The organism is Mesorhizobium koreense (assembly GCF_031656215.1).
Taxonomy (GTDB): Bacteria; Pseudomonadota; Alphaproteobacteria; order Rhizobiales; family Rhizobiaceae; genus Mesorhizobium_L; species Mesorhizobium_L koreense.
In genome coordinates, this window is record NZ_CP134228.1 from 3,318,167 (window position 1) to 3,336,698 (window position 18,532).

Annotated in this window: 24 protein-coding genes; 12 read left to right on the forward strand and 12 right to left on the reverse strand. The window is 62.8% G+C overall.

What is annotated here, in order from left to right; translation table 11 throughout:
- Positions 1-597, forward strand: coding sequence for a CvpA family protein (locus RBH77_RS15790; protein ID WP_311028541.1), 597 nt, complete (start codon positions 1-3; stop codon positions 595-597).
- A gap of 53 nt (positions 598-650) precedes the next feature.
- The gene (gene purF, locus RBH77_RS15795) at positions 651-2,129 is read left to right on the forward strand and encodes an amidophosphoribosyltransferase (RefSeq protein ID WP_371832786.1); all 1,479 of its coding nucleotides are present in this window, start codon (positions 651-653) and stop codon (positions 2,127-2,129) included.
- Between the two features lie 10 nt (positions 2,130-2,139).
- On the opposite strand, the gene sugE is transcribed toward purF, so the two are convergent.
- On the reverse strand, positions 2,140-2,457 hold the full coding sequence (sugE, locus tag RBH77_RS15800) for a quaternary ammonium compound efflux SMR transporter SugE (RefSeq protein WP_311028543.1): 318 nt from the start codon (positions 2,455-2,457) through the stop codon (positions 2,140-2,142).
- A 148-nt stretch (positions 2,458-2,605) separates the two neighbouring features.
- On the reverse strand, positions 2,606-3,019 hold the full coding sequence (locus tag RBH77_RS15805; protein WP_311028544.1) for a DoxX family protein: 414 nt from the start codon (positions 3,017-3,019) through the stop codon (positions 2,606-2,608).
- Between the two features lie 156 nt (positions 3,020-3,175).
- Between RBH77_RS15805 and RBH77_RS15810 the strand changes: the two genes are divergently transcribed.
- Together RBH77_RS15810 and RBH77_RS15815 are read left to right on the forward strand one after the other, a co-directional pair.
- On the forward strand, positions 3,176-3,922 hold the full coding sequence (locus RBH77_RS15810) for an SDR family NAD(P)-dependent oxidoreductase (protein WP_311028545.1): 747 nt from the start codon (positions 3,176-3,178) through the stop codon (positions 3,920-3,922).
- Between the two features lie 168 nt (positions 3,923-4,090).
- Positions 4,091-4,717, forward strand: a complete 627-nt coding sequence (locus RBH77_RS15815) for a hypothetical protein (protein WP_311028546.1) — start codon at positions 4,091-4,093, stop codon at positions 4,715-4,717.
- 65 nt (positions 4,718-4,782) lie between these two features.
- Here the strand turns inward: RBH77_RS15815 and RBH77_RS15820 are convergent, their stop codons facing one another.
- A complete protein-coding gene (locus tag RBH77_RS15820) occupies positions 4,783-5,346 on the reverse strand; it encodes an NADPH-dependent FMN reductase (RefSeq protein ID WP_311028547.1) in 564 nt (187 codons plus the stop codon).
- A gap of 233 nt (positions 5,347-5,579) precedes the next feature.
- On the opposite strand from RBH77_RS15820, the gene RBH77_RS15825 reads away from it, so the two are divergent.
- On the forward strand, positions 5,580-5,768 hold the full coding sequence (locus tag RBH77_RS15825) for a hypothetical protein (RefSeq protein ID WP_311028548.1): 189 nt from the start codon (positions 5,580-5,582) through the stop codon (positions 5,766-5,768).
- Positions 5,769-5,920: 152 nt separating this feature from the next.
- Positions 5,921-8,143, forward strand: coding sequence for an AMP-binding protein (locus RBH77_RS15830; protein WP_311028549.1), 2,223 nt, complete (start codon positions 5,921-5,923; stop codon positions 8,141-8,143).
- Between the two features lie 16 nt (positions 8,144-8,159).
- Here the strand turns inward: RBH77_RS15830 and RBH77_RS15835 are convergent, their stop codons facing one another.
- Together RBH77_RS15835 and RBH77_RS15840 are read right to left on the reverse strand one after the other, a co-directional pair.
- Positions 8,160-9,029, reverse strand: coding sequence for a CDP-alcohol phosphatidyltransferase family protein (locus tag RBH77_RS15835; protein WP_311028550.1), 870 nt, complete (start codon positions 9,027-9,029; stop codon positions 8,160-8,162).
- A 9-nt stretch (positions 9,030-9,038) separates the two neighbouring features.
- Positions 9,039-9,737, reverse strand: coding sequence for a phosphatidylserine decarboxylase (locus tag RBH77_RS15840; RefSeq protein WP_311028551.1), 699 nt, complete (start codon positions 9,735-9,737; stop codon positions 9,039-9,041).
- Positions 9,738-9,871: 134 nt separating this feature from the next.
- Here RBH77_RS15840 and RBH77_RS15845 point away from each other — a divergent pair, with 134 nt between their 5' ends.
- Entirely contained in the window at positions 9,872-10,768 is an 897-nt protein-coding gene (locus tag RBH77_RS15845; protein WP_311028552.1) for an NAD-dependent epimerase/dehydratase family protein, read from the forward strand.
- Positions 10,769-10,800: 32 nt separating this feature from the next.
- On the opposite strand, the gene deoD is transcribed toward RBH77_RS15845, so the two are convergent.
- Positions 10,801-11,505 carry a purine-nucleoside phosphorylase gene (deoD, locus tag RBH77_RS15850; protein ID WP_311028553.1) on the reverse strand — a complete coding sequence of 235 codons (705 nt, stop codon included), beginning with the start codon at positions 11,503-11,505 and terminating at the stop codon, positions 10,801-10,803.
- Positions 11,506-11,731: 226 nt separating this feature from the next.
- On the opposite strand from deoD, the gene RBH77_RS15855 reads away from it, so the two are divergent.
- The 3 genes from RBH77_RS15855 to RBH77_RS15865 all read left to right on the forward strand — a co-directional run bounded on the left by RBH77_RS15855 (position 11,732) and on the right by RBH77_RS15865 (position 12,936).
- A complete protein-coding gene (locus tag RBH77_RS15855) occupies positions 11,732-12,001 on the forward strand; it encodes a hypothetical protein (protein ID WP_311028554.1) in 270 nt (89 codons plus the stop codon).
- An 85-nt stretch (positions 12,002-12,086) separates the two neighbouring features.
- Positions 12,087-12,332: a DUF6894 family protein gene (locus tag RBH77_RS15860; RefSeq protein WP_311028555.1), complete on the forward strand. Its 246-nt coding sequence runs from the start codon at positions 12,087-12,089 to the stop codon at positions 12,330-12,332.
- A 124-nt stretch (positions 12,333-12,456) separates the two neighbouring features.
- The gene (locus RBH77_RS15865; protein WP_311028556.1) at positions 12,457-12,936 is read left to right on the forward strand and encodes a CAP domain-containing protein; all 480 of its coding nucleotides are present in this window, start codon (positions 12,457-12,459) and stop codon (positions 12,934-12,936) included.
- A gap of 14 nt (positions 12,937-12,950) precedes the next feature.
- Here the strand turns inward: RBH77_RS15865 and RBH77_RS15870 are convergent, their stop codons facing one another.
- Positions 12,951-13,289 carry a TfoX/Sxy family protein gene (locus tag RBH77_RS15870; RefSeq protein WP_311028557.1) on the reverse strand — a complete coding sequence of 113 codons (339 nt, stop codon included), beginning with the start codon at positions 13,287-13,289 and terminating at the stop codon, positions 12,951-12,953.
- A 90-nt stretch (positions 13,290-13,379) separates the two neighbouring features.
- Between RBH77_RS15870 and RBH77_RS15875 the strand changes: the two genes are divergently transcribed.
- Positions 13,380-13,877 (forward strand): GFA family protein, encoded by a 498-nt coding sequence (locus RBH77_RS15875; protein WP_311028558.1) that lies wholly within the window; start codon positions 13,380-13,382, stop codon positions 13,875-13,877.
- A gap of 6 nt (positions 13,878-13,883) precedes the next feature.
- On the opposite strand, the gene sufA is transcribed toward RBH77_RS15875, so the two are convergent.
- Entirely contained in the window at positions 13,884-14,267 is a 384-nt protein-coding gene (sufA, locus tag RBH77_RS15880; protein WP_311028559.1) for a Fe-S cluster assembly scaffold SufA, read from the reverse strand.
- 172 nt (positions 14,268-14,439) lie between these two features.
- Here sufA and RBH77_RS15885 point away from each other — a divergent pair, with 172 nt between their 5' ends.
- Entirely contained in the window at positions 14,440-14,754 is a 315-nt protein-coding gene (locus tag RBH77_RS15885) for a DUF1236 domain-containing protein (RefSeq protein ID WP_311028560.1), read from the forward strand.
- A gap of 39 nt (positions 14,755-14,793) precedes the next feature.
- Here RBH77_RS15885 and RBH77_RS15890 read toward each other — a convergent pair whose 3' ends face one another.
- Genes RBH77_RS15890 through sufC form a run of 4 tightly spaced genes read right to left on the reverse strand, consistent with a single transcriptional unit; the run spans position 14,794 to position 18,519 of the window.
- Positions 14,794-15,177 carry an SUF system Fe-S cluster assembly protein gene (locus RBH77_RS15890; protein ID WP_371832879.1) on the reverse strand — a complete coding sequence of 128 codons (384 nt, stop codon included), beginning with the start codon at positions 15,175-15,177 and terminating at the stop codon, positions 14,794-14,796.
- A gap of 13 nt (positions 15,178-15,190) precedes the next feature.
- Positions 15,191-16,432, reverse strand: a complete 1,242-nt coding sequence (locus tag RBH77_RS15895) for a cysteine desulfurase (protein ID WP_311028562.1) — start codon at positions 16,430-16,432, stop codon at positions 15,191-15,193.
- 46 nt (positions 16,433-16,478) lie between these two features.
- The gene (sufD, locus tag RBH77_RS15900) at positions 16,479-17,747 is read right to left on the reverse strand and encodes a Fe-S cluster assembly protein SufD (RefSeq protein ID WP_311028563.1); all 1,269 of its coding nucleotides are present in this window, start codon (positions 17,745-17,747) and stop codon (positions 16,479-16,481) included.
- Between the two features lie 16 nt (positions 17,748-17,763).
- A complete protein-coding gene (sufC, locus tag RBH77_RS15905) occupies positions 17,764-18,519 on the reverse strand; it encodes a Fe-S cluster assembly ATPase SufC (protein WP_311028564.1) in 756 nt (251 codons plus the stop codon).
- Between the last annotated feature and the right edge of the window lie 13 nt (positions 18,520-18,532).

Sequence of the window (18,532 nt, forward strand, 5' to 3'; positions counted from 1 at the left end):
ATGCCGATTACGCTGCTTGACGGGATCTTGGTGGGCTTCACGCTGGTCTCGGCGATGCTCGCAATGGTACGCGGCTTCTCGCGCGAGGTCCTGTCGGTCGCATCCTGGATAGCGGCCGCGGCGGCTGCCTATTTCTTCTATCCGGCGGTCCTGCCCTACATCAAGCCTCATATCGACAATGAAAAAATCGCGATGGCCGCATCGGCCGCGATCGTCTTCTTCATCGCATTGATCGTGGTGACGGTGATTACGATGAAGCTTGCCGATTTCATCATCGATTCGCGCATCGGCGCGCTCGATCGGACGCTCGGTTTCCTCTACGGCGCAGCGCGCGGCATCCTTGTGGTGGCGGTAGCGCTGATGTTCTTCAACTGGCTGGTCGGCGACAACCCGCCGCTCTGGGTGAAGGAAGCGAAATCACGGCCGCTCCTGGAGAACATCGGAAACCGGATCGAGGCGATGCTGCCGGCTGATGCGGAAAACTCGATCCTGAAGCGCCTTTCGCCGGATACGACGCCGGACAATGGCGGCGGTGACGACGACAGCGGCGGCGGAAATGATGCAGCGCCCGCCGATAGCGGCCAGACGAACGGCTGAGCGGCGGCGACTTGCAATTCGGCGCATCCATGCGCATTTGAAGGGCCATGCGGATGGCGGATATGGATGATCGGACAATGGCCGCAAATGGGGCCTCGGAAGGCGATGCTTTCCACGACGAATGCGGTGTGTTCGGCATTTTCGGCCGGCAGGACGCCGCGGCGATCGTGACTCTCGGCCTGCATGCGCTCCAGCATCGCGGCCAGGAAGCGGCCGGTATCGTCTCCTATGACGGCACGCAGTTTCATATCGAGCGTCATATCGGGCTGATCGGCGACACCTTCACCAAGCCGACGGTCCTGGAACGCCTGAAAGGCACGCGCGCGATAGGCCATACGCGCTACGCGACGACCGGTGGAGCGGGCCTGCGCAACGTCCAGCCGCTCTTCGCCGAGCTTGCTGATGGCGGCTTCGCGGTCGCGCATAACGGCAACATCACCAACGCCATGACGGTCCAGCGCACCCTACAGAAGCAGGGCTCCATCTTTACCTCCACGTCCGATACCGAAACGATCCTGCACCTCGTCGCGACAAGCCGGGAGAAGGACTTCATCTCGCGTTTCATCGACGGGATCAGGCAACTCGAAGGTGCCTTCTCGCTGGTCGCGCTGTCGTCCAAGAAGCTGATCGGCTGCCGCGATCCGCTCGGCATCCGCCCGCTCGTGCTCGGCGACCTAGACGGCTCGTATATTCTCGCCTCGGAGACCTGTGCGCTCGACATCATCGGCGCGCGCTTCGTGCGCGACCTGAAGCCGGGCGAACTCGTCATCATCGACGGCAAGGGTATCGAGAGCCGTTTTCCCTTCGAGGAACAGAAGCCACGTTTCTGCATCTTCGAATATGTCTATTTCGCCCGGCCGGACTCGCTGGTCGAGGGGCGCAATGTCTATGACGTGCGTAAGCGCATCGGTGCGGAACTCGCACGGGAAAATCCGGTCGAGGCCGACCTCGTCGTGCCGGTGCCCGATTCCGGCACGCCGGCGGCAATCGGCTTCGCTCAGGAAGCCGCCCTACCCTTCGAACTCGGCATCATCCGCAACCATTATGTCGGCCGCACCTTCATCCAGCCGACCGATTCCATCCGGCATATGGGCGTGAAGCTGAAGCACAACGCCAACCGCCGTATCATGGAAGGCAAGCGCGTGGTGCTGGTGGACGATTCCATCGTGCGCGGCACCACCAGCCAGAAGATAGTGCAGATGGTACGGGACGCGGGCGCGCGCGAAGTGCACATGCGCATCGCCTCGCCGCCGACGCGCTCGTCCTGCTTCTACGGCGTCGACACGCCGGAAACGTCGAAGTTGCTCGCCTCGCGCATGTCGATCGAGGAAATGGCCGAATTCATCCGCGTCGATTCGCTCGGCTTCCTGTCGATCGATGGCCTCTACCGGGCTGTCGGCGAGGCCCAGCGCAACAACGAGGTGCCGCAATTCTGCGATGCCTGCTTCACCACGCAATATCCGACGAGGCTCGCCGACCACGAGGGCGCGGACAATGTCCGCACCCTGTCGCTGTTGGCGGCCGGAAGCTGACCGCAGGTTCTTACCCCGCCAGCAGCTTGAGGCCAGCGATCCCCGCCACGATCAGCCCAATACAGGCGAGCCGCATCGCGGTTGCAGGTTCGCCGAAAAGCGCGATGCCGAGCAACGCCGTCCCGACCGTACCGACGCCCGTCCAGACTGCATAGGCCGTGCCGAGCGGCAGCGTGCGCAGCGCAAGGCCGAGCAGGCCGAGGCTGACGATCATCGACAGCACCGTTCCCAAGCTCGGCAGAAGCCGTGTGAAACCTTCGGTATATTTCAGGCCGACCGCCCATCCCACTTCGAACAGGCCGGCAGCAAACAACAGGGCCCAAGCCATCCTCGTCTCCTTCAAAAAAGGCGATGAGGTCGTCCCCATCCGAATTGTCGGAAAAATGCCGGGGTCGTCCCCGGCATCGCCAATATAGGTCCCCTTTCCCGCCGATCAACACCTGGCGCTCATCCCGGTTACCGGCATCGTCAATCATTCAGGCCGCCACGCCAGACCCTTTCAAAACGCTCCTGTGAAGCGCCAGCACGTTGCCCGGCCCATGCACGGCCGCAAAAAGGAGGCCGGCCAGGAAGGTGAAATGGTCGACGAAAAAGCCGAACTCGTTCTGGTTGCCTTCCCAGCGAGACGGGCCGTGGAAGGAAAAGGCGAGGAAGATGACATAGGCTCCGGCCAGCAATGCCGCTTCCGAGAAGTACGCACCGGTGAGAAAGGCCAGCACAAGCGCCACTTCGAAGATCGCGGCGATCCATGCCAGTGGCAGCGCGAACGGGAAGCCGGCCGCGGCAATATAGCCCGCCGTCTCGGCCATGCCGGCGAACTTGAAGGAAGCCGCCATCAGGAATGCCGCCGCGAAGATCAGCCGCGCGGCCAGGATTGCGATCGTTCTCATATCGTCCCCTCCTCGGGAAATGGTTTCGACTTTCCCAAGGACGTACGATGCCATCCGATCCCGACATAGCGCCGCATTCTCCCGCCGCCGGGTTCCGTTTGCCGCGGAAACATACTATCGGGGTCGCAAGACAGGCTCCTTGAGATCGGTTTCCCGATGACGACAATTCCCGACCTTTCCGACCGCATCGCGCTCGTCACCGGCGCATCGCGCGGCATCGGCTATCAACTGGCAAAGCAGATGGCCGCCGCCGGTGCGCATGTCATCGCCGTGGCGCGCACGGTCGGCGGGCTGGAAGAACTGGACGACGAGATCACGTCCGCCGGCGGTCAGGCGACGCTGGTGCCGCTCGACCTCACCGACATGGCCGGCATCGACCGGCTGGGCGGCGCTATCTTCGAGCGCTGGGGCAAGCTCGACATCATGGTGGCGAATGCCGGCATCCTTGGTGTTATCTCGCCGATCGGCCATATCGAGGCCAAGACTTTCGAGAAGGTCATGACGATCAACGTTACGGCGACATGGCGGCTGATCCGCTCCCTGGAACCGCTTTTGAAGAAATCCGACGCCGGCCGCGCCATCCTGCTCTCTTCCGGCGCGGTGCATTCGACGCCCGCCTTCTGGAGCGCCTACGCCGCCTCGAAATCGGCGGTGGAGACGATGGCTCGGTGCTGGGCGGAGGAGACGAAGAACACGCCGCTCAGGGTCAATTCGGTCAATCCCGGCGCCACCCGCACCGCCATGCGTGCGCAGGCGATGCCCGGCGAGGATCCCGATACGCTGCCGAACCCCTCCGAAGTAGCCGCGAAGATCCTTTCGCTGGCGAGCCCGGCGCTAACCGAAACCGGCAAACTGTTCGAAGTACGGGAAGACCGGTTCAAGGAATACGTCCTGCCGACTTGAGAAAGCGCGGTCAAAGCCGCCGAGGCCACATCCGCCGTCTTCAGCGCGGCGGGCCAGCAATGAAGCATCTCCCTGGCACTGTCGACCTTATCCGTTGGCGCGACGTTTTATCCGCCCGGGATCTAATGTACGATGCATACGGGCGGCAGGTCACCGGGAGGTATCACGATGTCAAGATTACTGTTTCTGGCAGCGGCCGTGGCGATGATCGCGACGGGCGCAGCGGCGCAGAATGCGCCCATGAGTTTCTTCGTCACGAGCCAAGGCTCCGGCAATGGCGCCGATTTGGGAGGTCTCGCCGGCGCCGACAAGCATTGCCAGACGCTCGCCGAGGCGGCGGGCTCCAACGGCAAGACCTGGCATGCCTATCTATCGACCTCCGATAACGACGCGCTCGACCGGATCGGCAAAGGCCCCTGGTATAATGCCAAGGGCGAGAAGATCGCCGATGATGTCGCTTCGCTGCACAGCGACGCCAACAATCTCACCAAGCAGACGGCGCTGGACGAAAACGGCAAGGTCATTAACGGACGCGGCGACAAGCCGAACCGTCATGACATCCTGACCGGGTCGAAGCCGGACGGCACGAGGATCGCCGACCAGACCTGCGGCAACTGGACGATGAGCGGCGCGGACGGCGCGGCGATGATGGGCCACTCCGACCGCACCGGGCTGGACGATTCCGCCGCCGCCAAATCCTGGAACTCCTCGCACGCCTCGCGTGGCGGCTGCAGCCAGGACGCTCTGAAAGGCACCGGCGGCGACGGCCTCTTCTACTGCTTCGCGATAGACTGATCGCCTCGACGCCCTCGGTTGGAAGCCGCCTCACCTCCCGGCCGGATTCGGCCGGGAGCAGATCGTCAGGCCCGCATCGTCTTCAAGGCGGCCGCCCAGCGGTGAAGCTCGGAAAGCATTACCTTAGCGCCATCGACCATCATGTCCGCCGGCTCGAAAACGTCGTCCTTGATGCGCTGGCCAAAGAATTGGATGCTCACCGATTCCGGGATCGGCATCACCTTCACCGTGGTCAGCGTCTGCTTCTCCATCTGCTGAGCGCGCAGGCCGCCCGACACGCCGCCATAGCTGACGAAGCCCGCCGGCTTGTAGTTCCATTCGGCGCTGAGATACGAAACCGCATTGATGAAGGACGGCGGAGGGCCGTAATTGTATTCCGGCGTCACGAAGACGAAGGCGTCGCCCCGCTCGATCGTCGCACTCCACTTCTTCGTATGCTCGTGGACGTATTTCTTTGCACGCGGATGCTCCGGTTCGTCGAGCACCGGCAGGTTGAAATCGGCAAGGTCGAGAAGCTCCGCGTCGAACTTGGAATTCGCCACGGCATAGTCGTGGAACCAGCGCCCGACGGGCGGACCCTTCCGCCCCGGCCGCGTGCTCACGATGATGGTTTGAAGTTTCAATGCCACATTCGTCTCCTGTCTTCCGTACCGGGTGCATATAGGACAGTATTGCTGTCAAGCTTATCGCGCTGACCGTCATAAAGGCGAACGCACCGTTCGCAAAGCCGATACGTGTCATGATCGTATTGTGGCGGCCAACGAACGCCTTGTTAATGTCCCAAGGTTCGAGATAATCCGTCATCGTCGATTCGACCCCCGGGAATATCTGTTCGGGAAACAACGGCTTTCAGGAGGAAGTGATGGCTGCCGCGGCAACATTCGTCTGGTGGCTTGTCGTATCCAGCCCGCAGGGCGGGATGGTCGTCATGCCGAATTCCTTCGATACCCGCGACGCCTGCATGGCGGCCGTGACCGAGTTCCAGAAGAACGCCGCACAGGCAAACTGGGTCATGCAGTGCGTCCCGACTTCGGACCAGGGGTTCGAATAACAGCAAGCCCCTTGCTGAACCGGCTGAAACCGGCCTGGCGGCGCAAGCTGTCCACAGCCGTGCATTTGCGCTGTTGACGCGCGCGCATCTTCCATTACCCTTTATATCCGTCCGGTGGGGATCAGGGGAACCAAACTGCTGGGAGGTGTGGCATGATCCAGACCGTTGCAGTCCTCTTCGGCGTCATTCTGATATGGCTAGCCGTGGCGCTCTATCTTGTTGCGCGGCTGGGCCTCAGCCTCCATCAGGCTATCCTCTATGTGCCGTTGAAGATCGCGTATCGGATCGACGACAGCCTGCTGCCGGCTGCCCGCAAGGCCGAATCGCCAGTCATCTATGTGGTCCTGCACCAGTCCCGTCTCGACCCGGCCCTGATGCTGTCGCTGCTGCCGCCCGAGACGCTGCACATCCTCGACCAGGAATCGGCCCAGTCCATCTGGCTTGAGCCGTGGCGCGAGCTTGCGCGCACCATCGAGTTCAAGGCCCACCATGTTTTCGTCAGCCGCCGGCTGGTCAGGCATTTGCGCGGAAAAGGCCGGCTGGCGGTCTACCTGCCCGACGAAGTCGAGCCGGATGCCAAGGCCTTCCGGCTCTACCGGGCGGTCGCGCGGATCGCCACCAAGTCCGACGCGAAGATCGTGCCGGTATTCGTCGGCGGCTCCCGCCATTCCTGGTTCTCCTTGTCCCCGGCCGCAAAAGCGCCGCGCAAGTTCCTGTCGAAGCTTGTAATCACGGCGCTGACCCCGACTACCATCGCCGAACTGAGGGAGCGGCCGAGCCACCCTCCGGCGACCGCCTCGAACGCGCTTTTCGACTATTGCGCGACCGCGCGGTTCATGGCCGCCAATTGCTCGCGCACTTTGTTCTCCGCCGTGCGCGACTCCGCCGATCTTTTCGGCCACGACCGCACCGTCCTCGGCGACGGCGCGCAGGCGCTCACCTATCGCCAGCTTCTGGCCGGCGCACGGCGCATCGGAAAACGGTTGGAGGCCATGACGAGGAAGGGTGAGACGGTTGCCCTCCTGCTGCCAGGCGGGCCGGAACCTGCCGTTTCGCTGCTTGCCCTGAACGCGAGCGGCGGCGTGGCTGCGCTTCCCGACCCGGATGCCGACGCCCAAAGGATGGTGAAGGCGCTTGAAACGGCGGAGATACAGACGGTTCTTTCCTCGCATCGCCATATCGAAAAAACCGGGCTCGCCGGTCTCATCAAAACGCTGGAGGAGCACGGAATCCGAGTGATCCGGCTGGAGGACATCGAGCGATCGGCATCCGTGATTGAAAGGCTTGGCGCGCGGAAGCTCTGGCACCAGCCGCTTGCTAGAAAAGGCGCGAGCAGGCCGGCCGTCGTGCTCTTCAAGACGGAATGCGCCTCGGAGCCTTCAGCCGTCATCTTGTCGGATCGCAACCTTTTGACGAACGTCATGCAGCTCGCCGCAAGGATAGAGGTCTCGCCGCTCGACAGGGTTCTCAACGCGCTTCCTCTATCGGACGGGCTCGGCCCGGTGGCCGGCCTGCTCCTTCCCCTGCTTTCTGGGGCGGAAACGCGGTTTGTCCCGCCGTCCGCGGCTCCGGCACAATATCCGAAATTCCGCGCGGCGGCCGATCCCACCATAGTCCTCGGCACGGATGCGTTTCTGGCCACCTACGCCGAAGCAGCAGAAGCCGAGTCCACCAAGCCGCGGACGGCCATGGCCGACAGCTCAGGCCTGCGACCCGACACCGTGCGGCTGTGGGCCGATCGTATCGGCATACCGATACTGGAGGCGTTCGGCATGGCCGAGGCCGGCGGAGCGATCGCGACAGGCAGCCTGACCCACAACCGCGTCTCAACCGCCGGCAGGCTGCTGCCTGGCATGGATATCCGGCTGGAACCGATGGAGGGACTGACCGATGGCGGGCGCCTGTGGATATGCGGGCCGAACGTGATGCTCGGATACCTGCACGGCGACGCACCGGGCATTCCACAGCCGCCACTCGGCGGATGGCACGATACCGGCGAAGCCGTTTCGGCGGACCGCGAGGGATTCTTCACGCTCCACGGCCGTGCGGAGCGGGTCGTGGCAGCAGAAGGCGAAGTCGTATCGCTCGACAAGATCGAGGCGCTGGCAAATGCATTATGGCCGCATGCACGCCACGCGGCGGTCTCCGTTACGGACAGGCGCAAGGCCGTCCGTATCGTGCTGGTGACGACCGCGAGCGATGCCGATCGCAACGCCTTGCAGCAGTCGGCGGCGGCCGCTGGCTACTCTGAAAAAGCCCTGCCCGCCGAAATCGTCAAGGTCGAGGAACTTCCCCGGACGGAGGCTGGGAAGATCGATTATTCTCGCGTCTCCGACATCGCCCGGAGCCAAAGAGGCCGCGCCAGGGCCGCTTGAAGCCCGCTTTCAACTCTCAGGGCGCGTTGTCCTCGCCGCGCTCATCGGCAGGGCCGGGCACGGTTTCGGTCTCCTCCCCCACCCCGGGTTCCAGGCCAATCCCTTCCTTTTCCGCGCGGCGCGAATAGGCGCGGAAGCCGAACGGCAGGCTGCCGAGATAGATCAGCGCCGAGACGGACAGCGTTTCCCAGGTGTAGTTCGCCAGCAGCGAGACGTAGAGCACCACGATCAGTATCAGCGGCAGCACGATATCGCGATGGACCTTGGTGCTGATCCCCTTGCCGGAATAAACCGGCAGGCGGCTGATCAGAAGCAGCGCCACCAGAAAGGCGTAGACAGTCGAGACATAGGCGAAAGCATTTGTCCGCTCGACGCCGAGAAAGCCAAGATAGGCCGGCAGCAGCACCAATACGGCGCCGGCCGGCGCCGGCACACCGACGAAATAGTCCGCGTGCCGCCCAAGCAGCTTCTGTTCCTCTCCCATCACGTTGAAGCGCGCGAGGCGCAGCCCGCAGGCTATGGCGAAGATGAGCGCGGCGATCCAGCCGAGCCCACGGGCGCCCTCAAGCACGTAGGCATAAAGAACGAGCGCCGGCGCGACGCCGAAATTGACGATATCGGCAAGCGAATCCATCTGCGCCCCGAACTTCGTCGTCGCCTTCAGCATACGCGCCGTGCGGCCGTCGATCCCGTCGAGGAAAGCGGCGACCAGCACCATCATGACGGCTGTCTCGAAGCGCCCTTCGAAGGCGAGCCTTATGCCCGACAGACCCGCGCAGATCGCCAGCACCGTGATGACGTTGGGCACGATCATCCGGAGCGGTATTTCGCGTATGCGCGGACCGCCCATGCCGTGCGGCTCGAAGGGTGGAAAAGGGCCTACCATCTCTGTTTTCTATGATACGCGGACAAGCGGAGGAGTGATCTCGCCGCCGAATTCCGCCAGCACCGTCTCGCCGGCGATGGCCGTCTGGCCGACGGCCACGCGCACCGTAGCACCGGCCGGAAGGTAGACATCGACACGCGAGCCGAAGCGGATCAGCCCGAAGCGCTCGCCTATCCCGATATCGTCGCCGGCGCTTGCCCAACACAGGATGCGTCGCGCGACCAGCCCGGCAATCTGCACGACAGCCACGACACCGTTCGGGCTCTCGATGACGAGGCCGTTGCGCTCGTTTTCGCTACTTGCCTTGTCGAGTTCGGCGTTCAGATACTTGCCGGGCCGATGTTCGATGCGGGTGATACGCCCACGAACCGGAGCACGGTTCACGTGGCAGGAAAACACGTCCATGAACACGGAAATGCGGATCATCTCGCCGGCTTCGAGGTCGAGCTCGCGCGGCGGCACGGCAGGGCCGACCGAACTGATCCTGCCGTCGGCGGGGCTCACCACCCAGCGGTCGTCGGCGGGCGTCACGCGCTGTGGATCGCGGAAGAAATAGGCGCACCAGCCGGTAAGCACGAGGCCTATCCAGAAGAACGGCGTCCAGGCCGCGCCAAGCAGAAGCGAGGCGACGGCGAAGGCGGCAATGAACGGGTAGCCTTCACGGCGAACAGGAACGAAGGCATTGCGGATCGTGTCGACGAGGCTCATTGCCGGACCGGTCTCCTTTGCCCGGCACTGAATAGAGCAAAGCCGGACGCGCCGCAACGCCGTCAGACTGCTTGCCGGGCCGGTGGCTGTTCTGCCATCATTGCCAATGGCAGAGAAGCTGGAGAATGCATGAGATGGCGAAGCGGATCGTATTCACGGGCGGGACGGGCAAGGCCGGGCGACACGTCGTTCCCTATCTGGTCGGGCGGGGTCACGAAGTCCTGAACGTCGATCTCAAACCGCTCGATTATCCCGGCGTGAACACGCTGATCGCCGATGTGTGCGACAGCGGGCAGATCTTCAACGCGCTGTCGATGCATTTCGGCTTCGACGGCTACGAGACGGGGAAAGGCCCCGCCCCTGTCGACGCGGTGGTGCATTTCGCTGCCATCCCGCGCGTCCTGATCGAACCGGACAACGAAACGTTCCGCGTCAACACCATCGGCACGTATAATTTGATCGAGGCGGCGGCTAAGCTCGGCATCCGCAAGATCGTGATCGCGTCGAGCGAGACGACCTACGGCGTCTGCTTCGCCGAGGGCGACAAGGACTTCCACTCCTTCCCGCTGGAGGAGGATTACGACATCGACCCGATGGACAGCTACGGGCTGTCGAAAGTGCTCAACGAGAAGACGGCTCGCGCCTTTGCCATGAGAAGCGGCGCAGACATCTATGCGCTCAGGATCGGCAACGTCATCGAACCGCACGAATACGGCATGTTCTCCAAATTCCTGGCAAATCCTCCGTCGCGCAAGCGCAACGCCTGGAGCTACATCGACGCGCGCGATCTCGGGCAGATCGTGCATCTGTGCCTCGAGAAGGACGGACTCGGCTTCCAGGTGTTCAACGCGGTCAACGATACGATCACGGCAAACATGCCGACGATGGAATTCCTGAAGAAATATGCGCCCGCAACGCCGATCGCCCGCGAAATCCCTGGCTTCGAGGCACCGCTCTCCAACCGAAAGGCGCGCGAGGTGCTGGGCTTCCGCGAAGAGCACGATTGGCGGAAATACGTGAAAGGCATGTGAGGGCATTCACGCCGCATATCGGCAGGTACCACTCAAGCCGCCAAGGCGGCCTCCAGAGCAAGCGTCACCATCTCCGTCAGCGAAGACTGGCGCGAAGCCGGGTCGAGCGCCGCGCCGGTGATGAGGCAGTCGCTCATCGTGCAGATGGCGAGCGCCTTGGCGCCAGCGCGGGCGGCGACCGTATAAAGCGTATTGGCCTCCATCTCGACACCTAGCACGCCGTGGTCGGTCAGCACCTGATAGCGTCCCTCCGGACCGTAGAAGAGATCGCTCGATACGATCCCACCGACATGCGCCTTGATGCCGCGTCGCTCCGCTTCGCCGGCTGCCGCGCGAAGCAGGCCGAAATCGGCAGCGGGCGCGAACTCGAAGGGCGCGAAAGCGGCACGATTCATGCCGTTGTCGGTCGAGGCCGTCTGCGCCAGGATCACGTCGCGCAGCTTGACGCTCGGATGGATGCCGCCGCAGGTGCCCACGCGGACCAGCGTCTTCACACCAAAGAAATGGATCAACTCATGAGCATAGATCGCCGTCGAGGGCTGGCCCATGCCGGTCGCCTGCACACTTATCGGCCGGCTCTTGTAACTTCCAGTGAAGCCAAGACAGTTGCGGATGCCGTTCACCTGCCGCGCATCCTCGAAAAAAGTCTCCGCGATCCATTTCGCGCGCAGCGGATCGCCCGGCAGAAGCACGGTTTCCGCATAGTCTCCGAGCTTTGCTTCCAGATGCGGCGTCATTCGTTTTCCTGTAACCGACTGTTTCTTCTGAGGGTCTGTCCGACTGCAACGACGGTTATCACGAATTTACCGGAAAGGCCCCTCGCTGCCGAATTTTCGCCCTCTATGTCATACTTAATTGCAGCACTTCATATGAAGGGAAAAGGTAGCGAATGGCGACGGCCAACCGGCCCCGCCGACAAGCTGTCGTTTAAGGGGCGGAGGCATATCGCCCTTGGAGGTTTCCATGGCTCCCAGAACATTTCATGACGCGTTTCTTGGCCCATCCGATCTGGCGCTGGCGCAGCGTATCCTCGATAGGATTTGCGCCGACCGGGCAATCGACATCGGCAGCCGCGAGGCCGGCGAGGTCGCAGCGAACGTAATCCAGCAATTCCAGCGTGGCACCCGCGACGAGGAGCGGCTCATGATGCTGTACGGGCTGACAGGACGGCGCCCGCGTCGTCGTGTCGTATCACCTCGCGTGATCGTTCCTTCGACTCGCGCCGTTCGCTGAAGAAGGTCCCGTCGGGCGGAACATTTCGGCCGTCGAAGAGTTTCAAGCACACCCGCCTCAGGCACCCACCTGGAGAACTCCATCGATGCGCTATTTTTTCCACCTTCGTGAAGGCGACAAATTGATCAGGGACGCCGCGGGAACCCCTCTGCCGGACCTCGAGAGTGCGATCGACGCCGCCAAAGCCCATGCGAACGCACTGGTCGACAAGGCGGCTCGTTCAGGCCAGGCCATCGTGTGGGGCACCGAATACGAAGTCGAAGACGCTTCGGGCCGCCTGGTCATGGTACTGCCGCTGTCGCATTTCGTAGAAATCGGCAAGGCTGCCTGAGCCCATCCGCCATTTCCCGATAATCCGAACCGATCACCGGCGGGCGTTGCCCGGCGTAGAAGATTGTTAAGCCGCATCCGGCCAGAATGCGCATACGGATGAGCTTGTGGAACGAGGCTGGGGCTTGAGGAAAACAACAGCGAAATCCTGCCTGGGCCTCCTCGTCGCCGGCTTCATGGCTTTTACGCTTGCCGCTTGCGGGACCGTCCATAAGGCCGGTCCGGGCGCCGGCGTTTCGGCATCGGCCCGTTCCACCGTCGCTGAATTGCGGCAGGAGAACGGCGTCGAACCTCTCAAAGCCGACGCGGCTCTGGAAAAGGCGGCGCTTCAACAGGCGGGCTACATGGCGCGCTCCGGCGAAATGGAGCACACGACACGCCTTGGCCGGGATTTCGTCAGCCGCATGAAGCAGGACAAGATCCACGGTCTGCGCGCCGAGAACATCGCCTATGGCGCGTTCGACACGTCCAAGGTGCTCGATGTGTGGATGCACTCGCCGCCGCACCGGAAAAACATGCTGGACGCGCGGATCAGGCGCTTCGGGCTGGCCTATGTGAGCGACGGCAACGGCCGCCGCTACTGGGCGATGGTGATGGCGGATTGATGCGGGCAGGGAAATTAACCTGCCTTCGCCTCGTTGCCTGACCGCAGGCCTGCCTCGTAGGCTTTCCTTGCCCACACCGCGAATTCCTCCGGATCGTCCACCGCGCGGTCCGGAACGGTCCAGTAGGGCATGGCAACGAGCTTGCCATGACGCGATCCTGTGTAGGTCCATTGGCGTGCGCCCGCGGCTTCGAAATCGGGCGCACTGACCGCGTCCGCCTTCAGCATCAACTCACCGCGAAGCACGATGGCCACGATGACGCCGTCGAAATAAATGCCCTTGCCGCCGAAAAGCCGGCGGATACTGACAGGCCCGAGGCCGGCGAACAGATCGGCGATCGCATCGTTATCCATCCGCCGATCATGCCCGAGGCCGAATGCCTTGTCATGCCGGCAGCGCGCATCAACTATAGGTTCCTGCCGCAAGCTGACAAAGGGAAGGCCATGCCGATGAAACTCGAAGGTTCATGCCACTGCGGCGCCGTCCGCTTTACCGTCTCCAGCCACACGCCGGTGCCCTATCAGCTCTGCTACTGCTCGATCTGCCGCAAACAGCAGGGAGGCGGCGGCTACGCCATCAATCTCGGCGCGGATGCCCGAACGCTGGAGATCGAGGGCAAGGAGCATCTCGGCGTCTATCGCGCCAAAATCGAGGATGACGAGCGTTCGATCCGCGAGACCTCGACAGGCGAGCGCAATTTCTGCCGCGAATGCGGAACCGCGCTGTGGCTTTACGACCCGACCTGGCCTGACCTGGTCCACCCCTTCGCCTCGGCGATCGATACCGATTTACCGGAGCCGCCGGAAAAGGTTCACTTGATGCTGAAATACAAGGCGAATTGGGTGGAGCCGGATATTCACAAGAAAGACGCAACCTTCGAGCTCTACCCGGAGGATTCGATTGCCGACTGGCACAAAAAGCGGGGATTGTGGGTAGATTAGCGGCCGTCAGGCCGCCCCTGCCCGCGCCTCGGCGAGCGCCTTCAGCTCTGCCGGCTTCAATTCGACCGATTCGCCGCAGCCGCAGGCGGAAGTCTGGTTCGGATTGCGGAAGGTGAAGCCGGTGCGAAGCTTCGTCACCTCGAAATCCATCTCGGTGCCAAGCAAAAACAGCGCCGCCTCCGGAGCCACCCACACATCGGCGCCGGCATGCTCGATATGGTCGTCCTTTGGGTTGGGTTCCGTCACCAGATCGACCGTATATTCCATACCCGCGCAGCCGCCCTTCTTGACGCCGACGCGGACGCCATGCGCACCTTCGCGCGACGCGACGATTTCGCGCACGCGCGTCGCCGCGGCATCCGTCATGCTCATGACCTGAAATCTGCCCATTCTTGTCTCCATCGCCTACGGGTTAAAGGCCCGTGGTGTGAATCCTCTACGCTGAAAATGGTGCGAAAGCGCGGTGGACGCAAGCCCGCACATTTCCGCACACCCGTTCAAAACTTGGAACCTCCGGCCCTTCTCCAGGGTTAACGGGCATCCTCAACCCAAGGAGAGACCGATGAAAACGCTCGTATCCAGCCTTCTCGCCGCCGGAATTCTGGCTGCCGGCACCGGATTCGCCCTTGCCGACACCGTCGTCATCGCGCCGGCGCAACAGAAGGTCATCCACGAATATGTCATCAAGCAGAACCCGGCACCGGTGGTGCTTCCCTCCGATACGGCGGTAGAGGTCGGCACGGTGGTGCCCGACACCGTTGAAATCCGTCAGCTCGACGTGCCGGATATGCAGGTCCAGTATGACTACATGGTCGTCAACGGTCAGACCGTGCTGGTCGATCCGCAGACCCGCAAGATCGTGGAGATCATCCACTAATTCGATATCCTTCGAGCGGGCGTGCCCAGGCACGCTCGCTCAATACCAGCCAAGCGCGACCTGCGCCTCTTCCGACATGCGGTCGGGCGTCCATGGCGGATCGAATACCATCTCGACGTCCACATCCGAAACGCCTTCGACCGCGCAGACCGCGTTCTGCACCCAGCCCGGCATCTCGCCGGCAACCGGACAGCCGGGTGCGGTCAGCGTCATCTCGATCTTGACGGAGCGGTCATCCTCGATATCGATCTTGTAGATCAGGCCGAGCTCGTAAATATCGGCGGGGATCTCAGGGTCGTAGACGGTCTTCAGCGCCGAAACGATATCGTCGGTCAGCCGCGCCAGTTCGTCCGCCGGAATAGCCGAAGCCGAATAGGGGCTCGCGGGCGCAGCGGCGGCCTCTTCGGTCATCTTCGTGGGCATGTCGTCCATGGCATCATCCAAAGAATTTGCGGGCTTTTTCCAGCGCTTCGGCGAGCGCGTCCACTTCCGCCTTCGTGTTATATAGGCCGAAAGAGGCGCGGCAGGTAGAAGTCGTGCCGAAGCGCTGCAGGAGCGGCTGGGCGCAATGGGTACCGGCGCGCACGGCCACGCCGGAACGATCGATCACCATCGACACATCGTGCGGGTGGATGCCTTCCAGATTGAAGGAGACGATGGCTCCCTTGCCCGGCGCGTTGCCATAGATGTGCAGCGAGTTGATGCCATGCAGGCGCTCATGCGCATAGTCGCGCAGGCTCGCCTCATGGGCGGCAATCGCCTCGCGGCCGATCCCTTCCATGTATTCCAGCGCGACACCCAGCCCGATCGCCTGCACGATGGGCGGTGTGCCGGCCTCGAAGCGGTGCGGCGGGTCGTTGTAGGTCACCACGTCCTGGGTGACGTCGAAGATCATTTCGCCGCCGCCCTTGAATGGCCGCATCCCTTCCAGCATTTCCTTTTTTCCGTAGAGCACGCCGATACCAGAAGGCCCGTAGACCTTGTGCCCGGTGAAGGCATAGAAGTCGCAGCCCAGATCGCGCACATCGACGGGCAGATGGACCGCGCCTTGGCTGCCGTCCACCAGCACCGGAATGCCGCGCTCATGCGCGATGCGGACGATCTCCTTGATTGGCGCAACGGTTCCGAGCACGTTCGACATATGGGTGATGGCGACGAGCTTCGTCTTCTCCGTCAGCCGCTTCTCGAATTCCTCGACATGCAGCACGCCGTCATCGTCCACTGGCACCCAGACGAGCTTCGCGCCCTGACGCTCACGGATAAAATGCCACGGCACTATGTTGGAATGGTGCTCCATGACGGAAAGCACGATCTCGTCACCCTCGCCGATTCTCGGCATACCGAAGCCGTAGGCAACCGTATTGATCGCCTCGGTGGCATTGCCGGTGAAGACGATCTCTTCCACGCTCTCGGCATTCAGGAAGCGGCGGACAGTTTCGCGTGCCTTTTCATAGGCATCGGTCGCGGCGTTGGAGAGGAAATGCAGGCCGCGATGCACGTTGGCGTATTCCTCGCGGTAGGCATGGGCAACGGCGTCGATCACGGCCTGCGGTTTTTGCGCCGAGGCGCCGTTGTCGAGATAGACGAGCGGCTTGCCATGAACCGTGCGCGACAGGATCGGAAAGTCGCGGCGGATCGCCTCGACGTCGTAGGTATTGTTCTCGACCTTCTGATCCATGTCTTCCGCTTCCGTGATTCAGTGCGTCCTTCGAGGCTCGCTCCGCTCACCCATGCGCAGCGAACCAGCCGTCGAGCTTCGCCTCCAGCGCTTCCACGATCGCTTCATCGTCCAGTTCCTCGATCACCTCAGCGAGGAACGCCTTGACCAGAAGCCCGCGCGCCGTCTTCTCGTCGATGCCGCGCGCCATCAAATAGAAGAGGCTGTTACGGTCGATCTCGGCAACCGTCGCACCATGGCCGCAAACGACGTCGTCGGCGAAAATCTCCAGTTCCGGCTTCACCGAGAAGCCGCCTTCGTCGGAAAGAAGCAGCGTGTTGCAGGCCATCTTGGCGTCGGTCTTCTGTGCCTGCTGCGCCACCCTGATCTGGCCCTGGAAAGCACCTTCGGCCTTGTCGGTGACGATATTGCGGATCACCTCGGTCGAGTTCGTCCCGAAAGCCGAATGGTCAAGCACCATGGTCACGTCGCAATGCGTGGAGCCTGCGAGCATATTGACGCCGCGCAGCGTGAACTCGCCGCCCTCGCCCTTGGCATCGACGCGGATTTCCTGGCGCACGAGCCTGCCGCCCAGGTTCATCACGAACAGCGTCAGCTTCGCGTTCTTGCCGATCCAGGCGTTGAACTGGCCGAGATGGGTGGCCCCGACCGGCTGTTCCTGGACGATCAGCCAGCGGAGTTCGGCATCGTCACCGACGACGATATTGGTCACCGAGGAAACAAGCGCGTCGCCGGTGCCGACGTGACGCTCCACGACGGTCGCTTTCGCGCCGTCGCCGACACGCGCCGCCAGCCTGGTATGAACCTGGCCGCCGGCCTGTGCGCTCTGGAGCTCGATGGGCGTCGCCAGCGCTGCATTGTCCGCGATGTCGAGGAACCAGCCATCCGCCGCGAGTGCCGCATTGATGGCGCCGACCGCGTCGTCGTCGGTCGTGGGCTGTAGAGCCGGCGCGAAACTGCCGTCGGCGAGCTTTTCTGCGGCAGGCGCAATCGTCACGCCTTGGACGGCCGGGGCCTTCCCGGCTTTGCCGTTCAGGATCGGCAGCACGACCGAGCCTTCAAGCAGGGGCGCCGCTGACACGGCGACGGCCCGGGCATCGAAAGCCGGCACTGTCGTCAGCAGTCGACGCAGATCGGTATAATGCCACGCCTCGATCTTGCGGTTAGGCAGGCCGCGCGCTTCAAGCGCCGCAATCGCCTCCTTGCGCTTCACAGTGACTGACGCATCGCCCGGCAGGTTCGGCAGGCGCGTGGCAAAAGTGTCGATCAGCGCCTTCTCCGCCGCCGTCCGAGTCTGGGTTGTTTGAATGTTCATCTTTCGATCCCGCCGGTCAGGCCGCTTCTTCGATCACACCGGCGTAGCCGTTCTCTTCAAGCTCGAGCGCGAGGCCCTTGTCACCGGACTTCACCACCTGCCCTTTGTAGAGCACGTGCACGCTGTCCGGCACGATGTACTGGAGTAGGCGCTGGTAGTGGGTAATGACGACGATGGCGCGGTCCGGCGAGCGCAGCGCGTTGACGCCGTCGGCCACGATCTTGAGCGCGTCGATATCGAGGCCGGAATCGGTCTCGTCGAGCACGCAGAGCTTCGGTTCGAGCAGCTTCATCTGCAGGATCTCGGCGCGCTTCTTCTCGCCACCGGAGAAGCCGACATTGAGCGGCCGCTTCAGCATGTTCATGTCGATCGACAGCGACGCAGTCGCCTCCCGCACGTGTTTCAGGAATTCCGGCACCTTCAGCGGCTCCTCGCCGCGCGCCTTGCGCTGCGAGTTCATGGCCACCTTGAGGAATTCCATCGTGGCCACGCCCGGTATCTCCATCGGGTACTGGAAGGCGAGGAAGATGCCCTTCGCGGCACGCTCCGACGGATCGAGATCGAGGATCGATTCACCGTTGTAGAGGATTTCGCCGTCGGTCACCTCGTAGTCCTCGCGGCCGGCGAGCACATAGGAGAGCGTCGATTTGCCGGAGCCGTTCGGCCCCATGATCGCGGCGACCTCGCCGGCTTTGACGGTGAGGTTCAGCCCGCGGATGATCTCGGTGCCGGTCTCGGCGATGCGGGCGTGCAGGTTTCTGATTTCAAGCATTTTTCTTCTTTCA

Excerpts from the sequence above, each read along its gene's own strand:
- RBH77_RS15825 (WP_311028548.1), top strand. The coding sequence starts at position 5,580 with ATGGCTGCCGCGGCAACATTCGTCTGGTGGCTTGTCGTATCCAGCCCG.
- RBH77_RS15860 (WP_311028555.1), top strand. The coding sequence starts at position 12,087 with ATGCGCTATTTTTTCCACCTTCGTGAAGGCGACAAATTGATCAGGGAC.
- RBH77_RS15895 (WP_311028562.1), bottom strand. The coding sequence starts at position 16,432 with ATGGATCAGAAGGTCGAGAACAATACCTACGACGTCGAGGCGATCCGC.
- RBH77_RS15855 (WP_311028554.1), top strand. The coding sequence starts at position 11,732 with ATGGCTCCCAGAACATTTCATGACGCGTTTCTTGGCCCATCCGATCTG.
- sugE (WP_311028543.1), bottom strand. The coding sequence starts at position 2,457 with ATGGCTTGGGCCCTGTTGTTTGCTGCCGGCCTGTTCGAAGTGGGATGG.
- RBH77_RS15890 (WP_371832879.1), bottom strand. The coding sequence starts at position 15,177 with ATGCCCACGAAGATGACCGAAGAGGCCGCCGCTGCGCCCGCGAGCCCC.
- sufC (WP_311028564.1), bottom strand. The coding sequence starts at position 18,519 with ATGCTTGAAATCAGAAACCTGCACGCCCGCATCGCCGAGACCGGCACC.
- RBH77_RS15835 (WP_311028550.1), bottom strand. The coding sequence starts at position 9,029 with ATGGTAGGCCCTTTTCCACCCTTCGAGCCGCACGGCATGGGCGGTCCG.
- deoD (WP_311028553.1), bottom strand. The coding sequence starts at position 11,505 with ATGACGCCGCATCTGGAAGCAAAGCTCGGAGACTATGCGGAAACCGTG.
- sufA (WP_311028559.1), bottom strand. The coding sequence starts at position 14,267 with ATGGGCAGATTTCAGGTCATGAGCATGACGGATGCCGCGGCGACGCGC.
- RBH77_RS15845 (WP_311028552.1), top strand. The coding sequence starts at position 9,872 with ATGGCGAAGCGGATCGTATTCACGGGCGGGACGGGCAAGGCCGGGCGA.
- RBH77_RS15790 (WP_311028541.1), top strand. The coding sequence starts at position 1 with ATGCCGATTACGCTGCTTGACGGGATCTTGGTGGGCTTCACGCTGGTC.
- RBH77_RS15830 (WP_311028549.1), top strand. The coding sequence starts at position 5,921 with ATGATCCAGACCGTTGCAGTCCTCTTCGGCGTCATTCTGATATGGCTA.
- RBH77_RS15870 (WP_311028557.1), bottom strand. The coding sequence starts at position 13,289 with ATGGATAACGATGCGATCGCCGATCTGTTCGCCGGCCTCGGGCCTGTC.
- RBH77_RS15805 (WP_311028544.1), bottom strand. The coding sequence starts at position 3,019 with ATGAGAACGATCGCAATCCTGGCCGCGCGGCTGATCTTCGCGGCGGCA.
- RBH77_RS15840 (WP_311028551.1), bottom strand. The coding sequence starts at position 9,737 with ATGAGCCTCGTCGACACGATCCGCAATGCCTTCGTTCCTGTTCGCCGT.
- RBH77_RS15875 (WP_311028558.1), top strand. The coding sequence starts at position 13,380 with ATGCCGATGAAACTCGAAGGTTCATGCCACTGCGGCGCCGTCCGCTTT.
- RBH77_RS15885 (WP_311028560.1), top strand. The coding sequence starts at position 14,440 with ATGAAAACGCTCGTATCCAGCCTTCTCGCCGCCGGAATTCTGGCTGCC.
- RBH77_RS15815 (WP_311028546.1), top strand. The coding sequence starts at position 4,091 with ATGTCAAGATTACTGTTTCTGGCAGCGGCCGTGGCGATGATCGCGACG.
- sufD (WP_311028563.1), bottom strand. The coding sequence starts at position 17,747 with ATGAACATTCAAACAACCCAGACTCGGACGGCGGCGGAGAAGGCGCTG.
- RBH77_RS15810 (WP_311028545.1), top strand. The coding sequence starts at position 3,176 with ATGACGACAATTCCCGACCTTTCCGACCGCATCGCGCTCGTCACCGGC.
- purF (WP_371832786.1), top strand. The coding sequence starts at position 651 with ATGGCGGATATGGATGATCGGACAATGGCCGCAAATGGGGCCTCGGAA.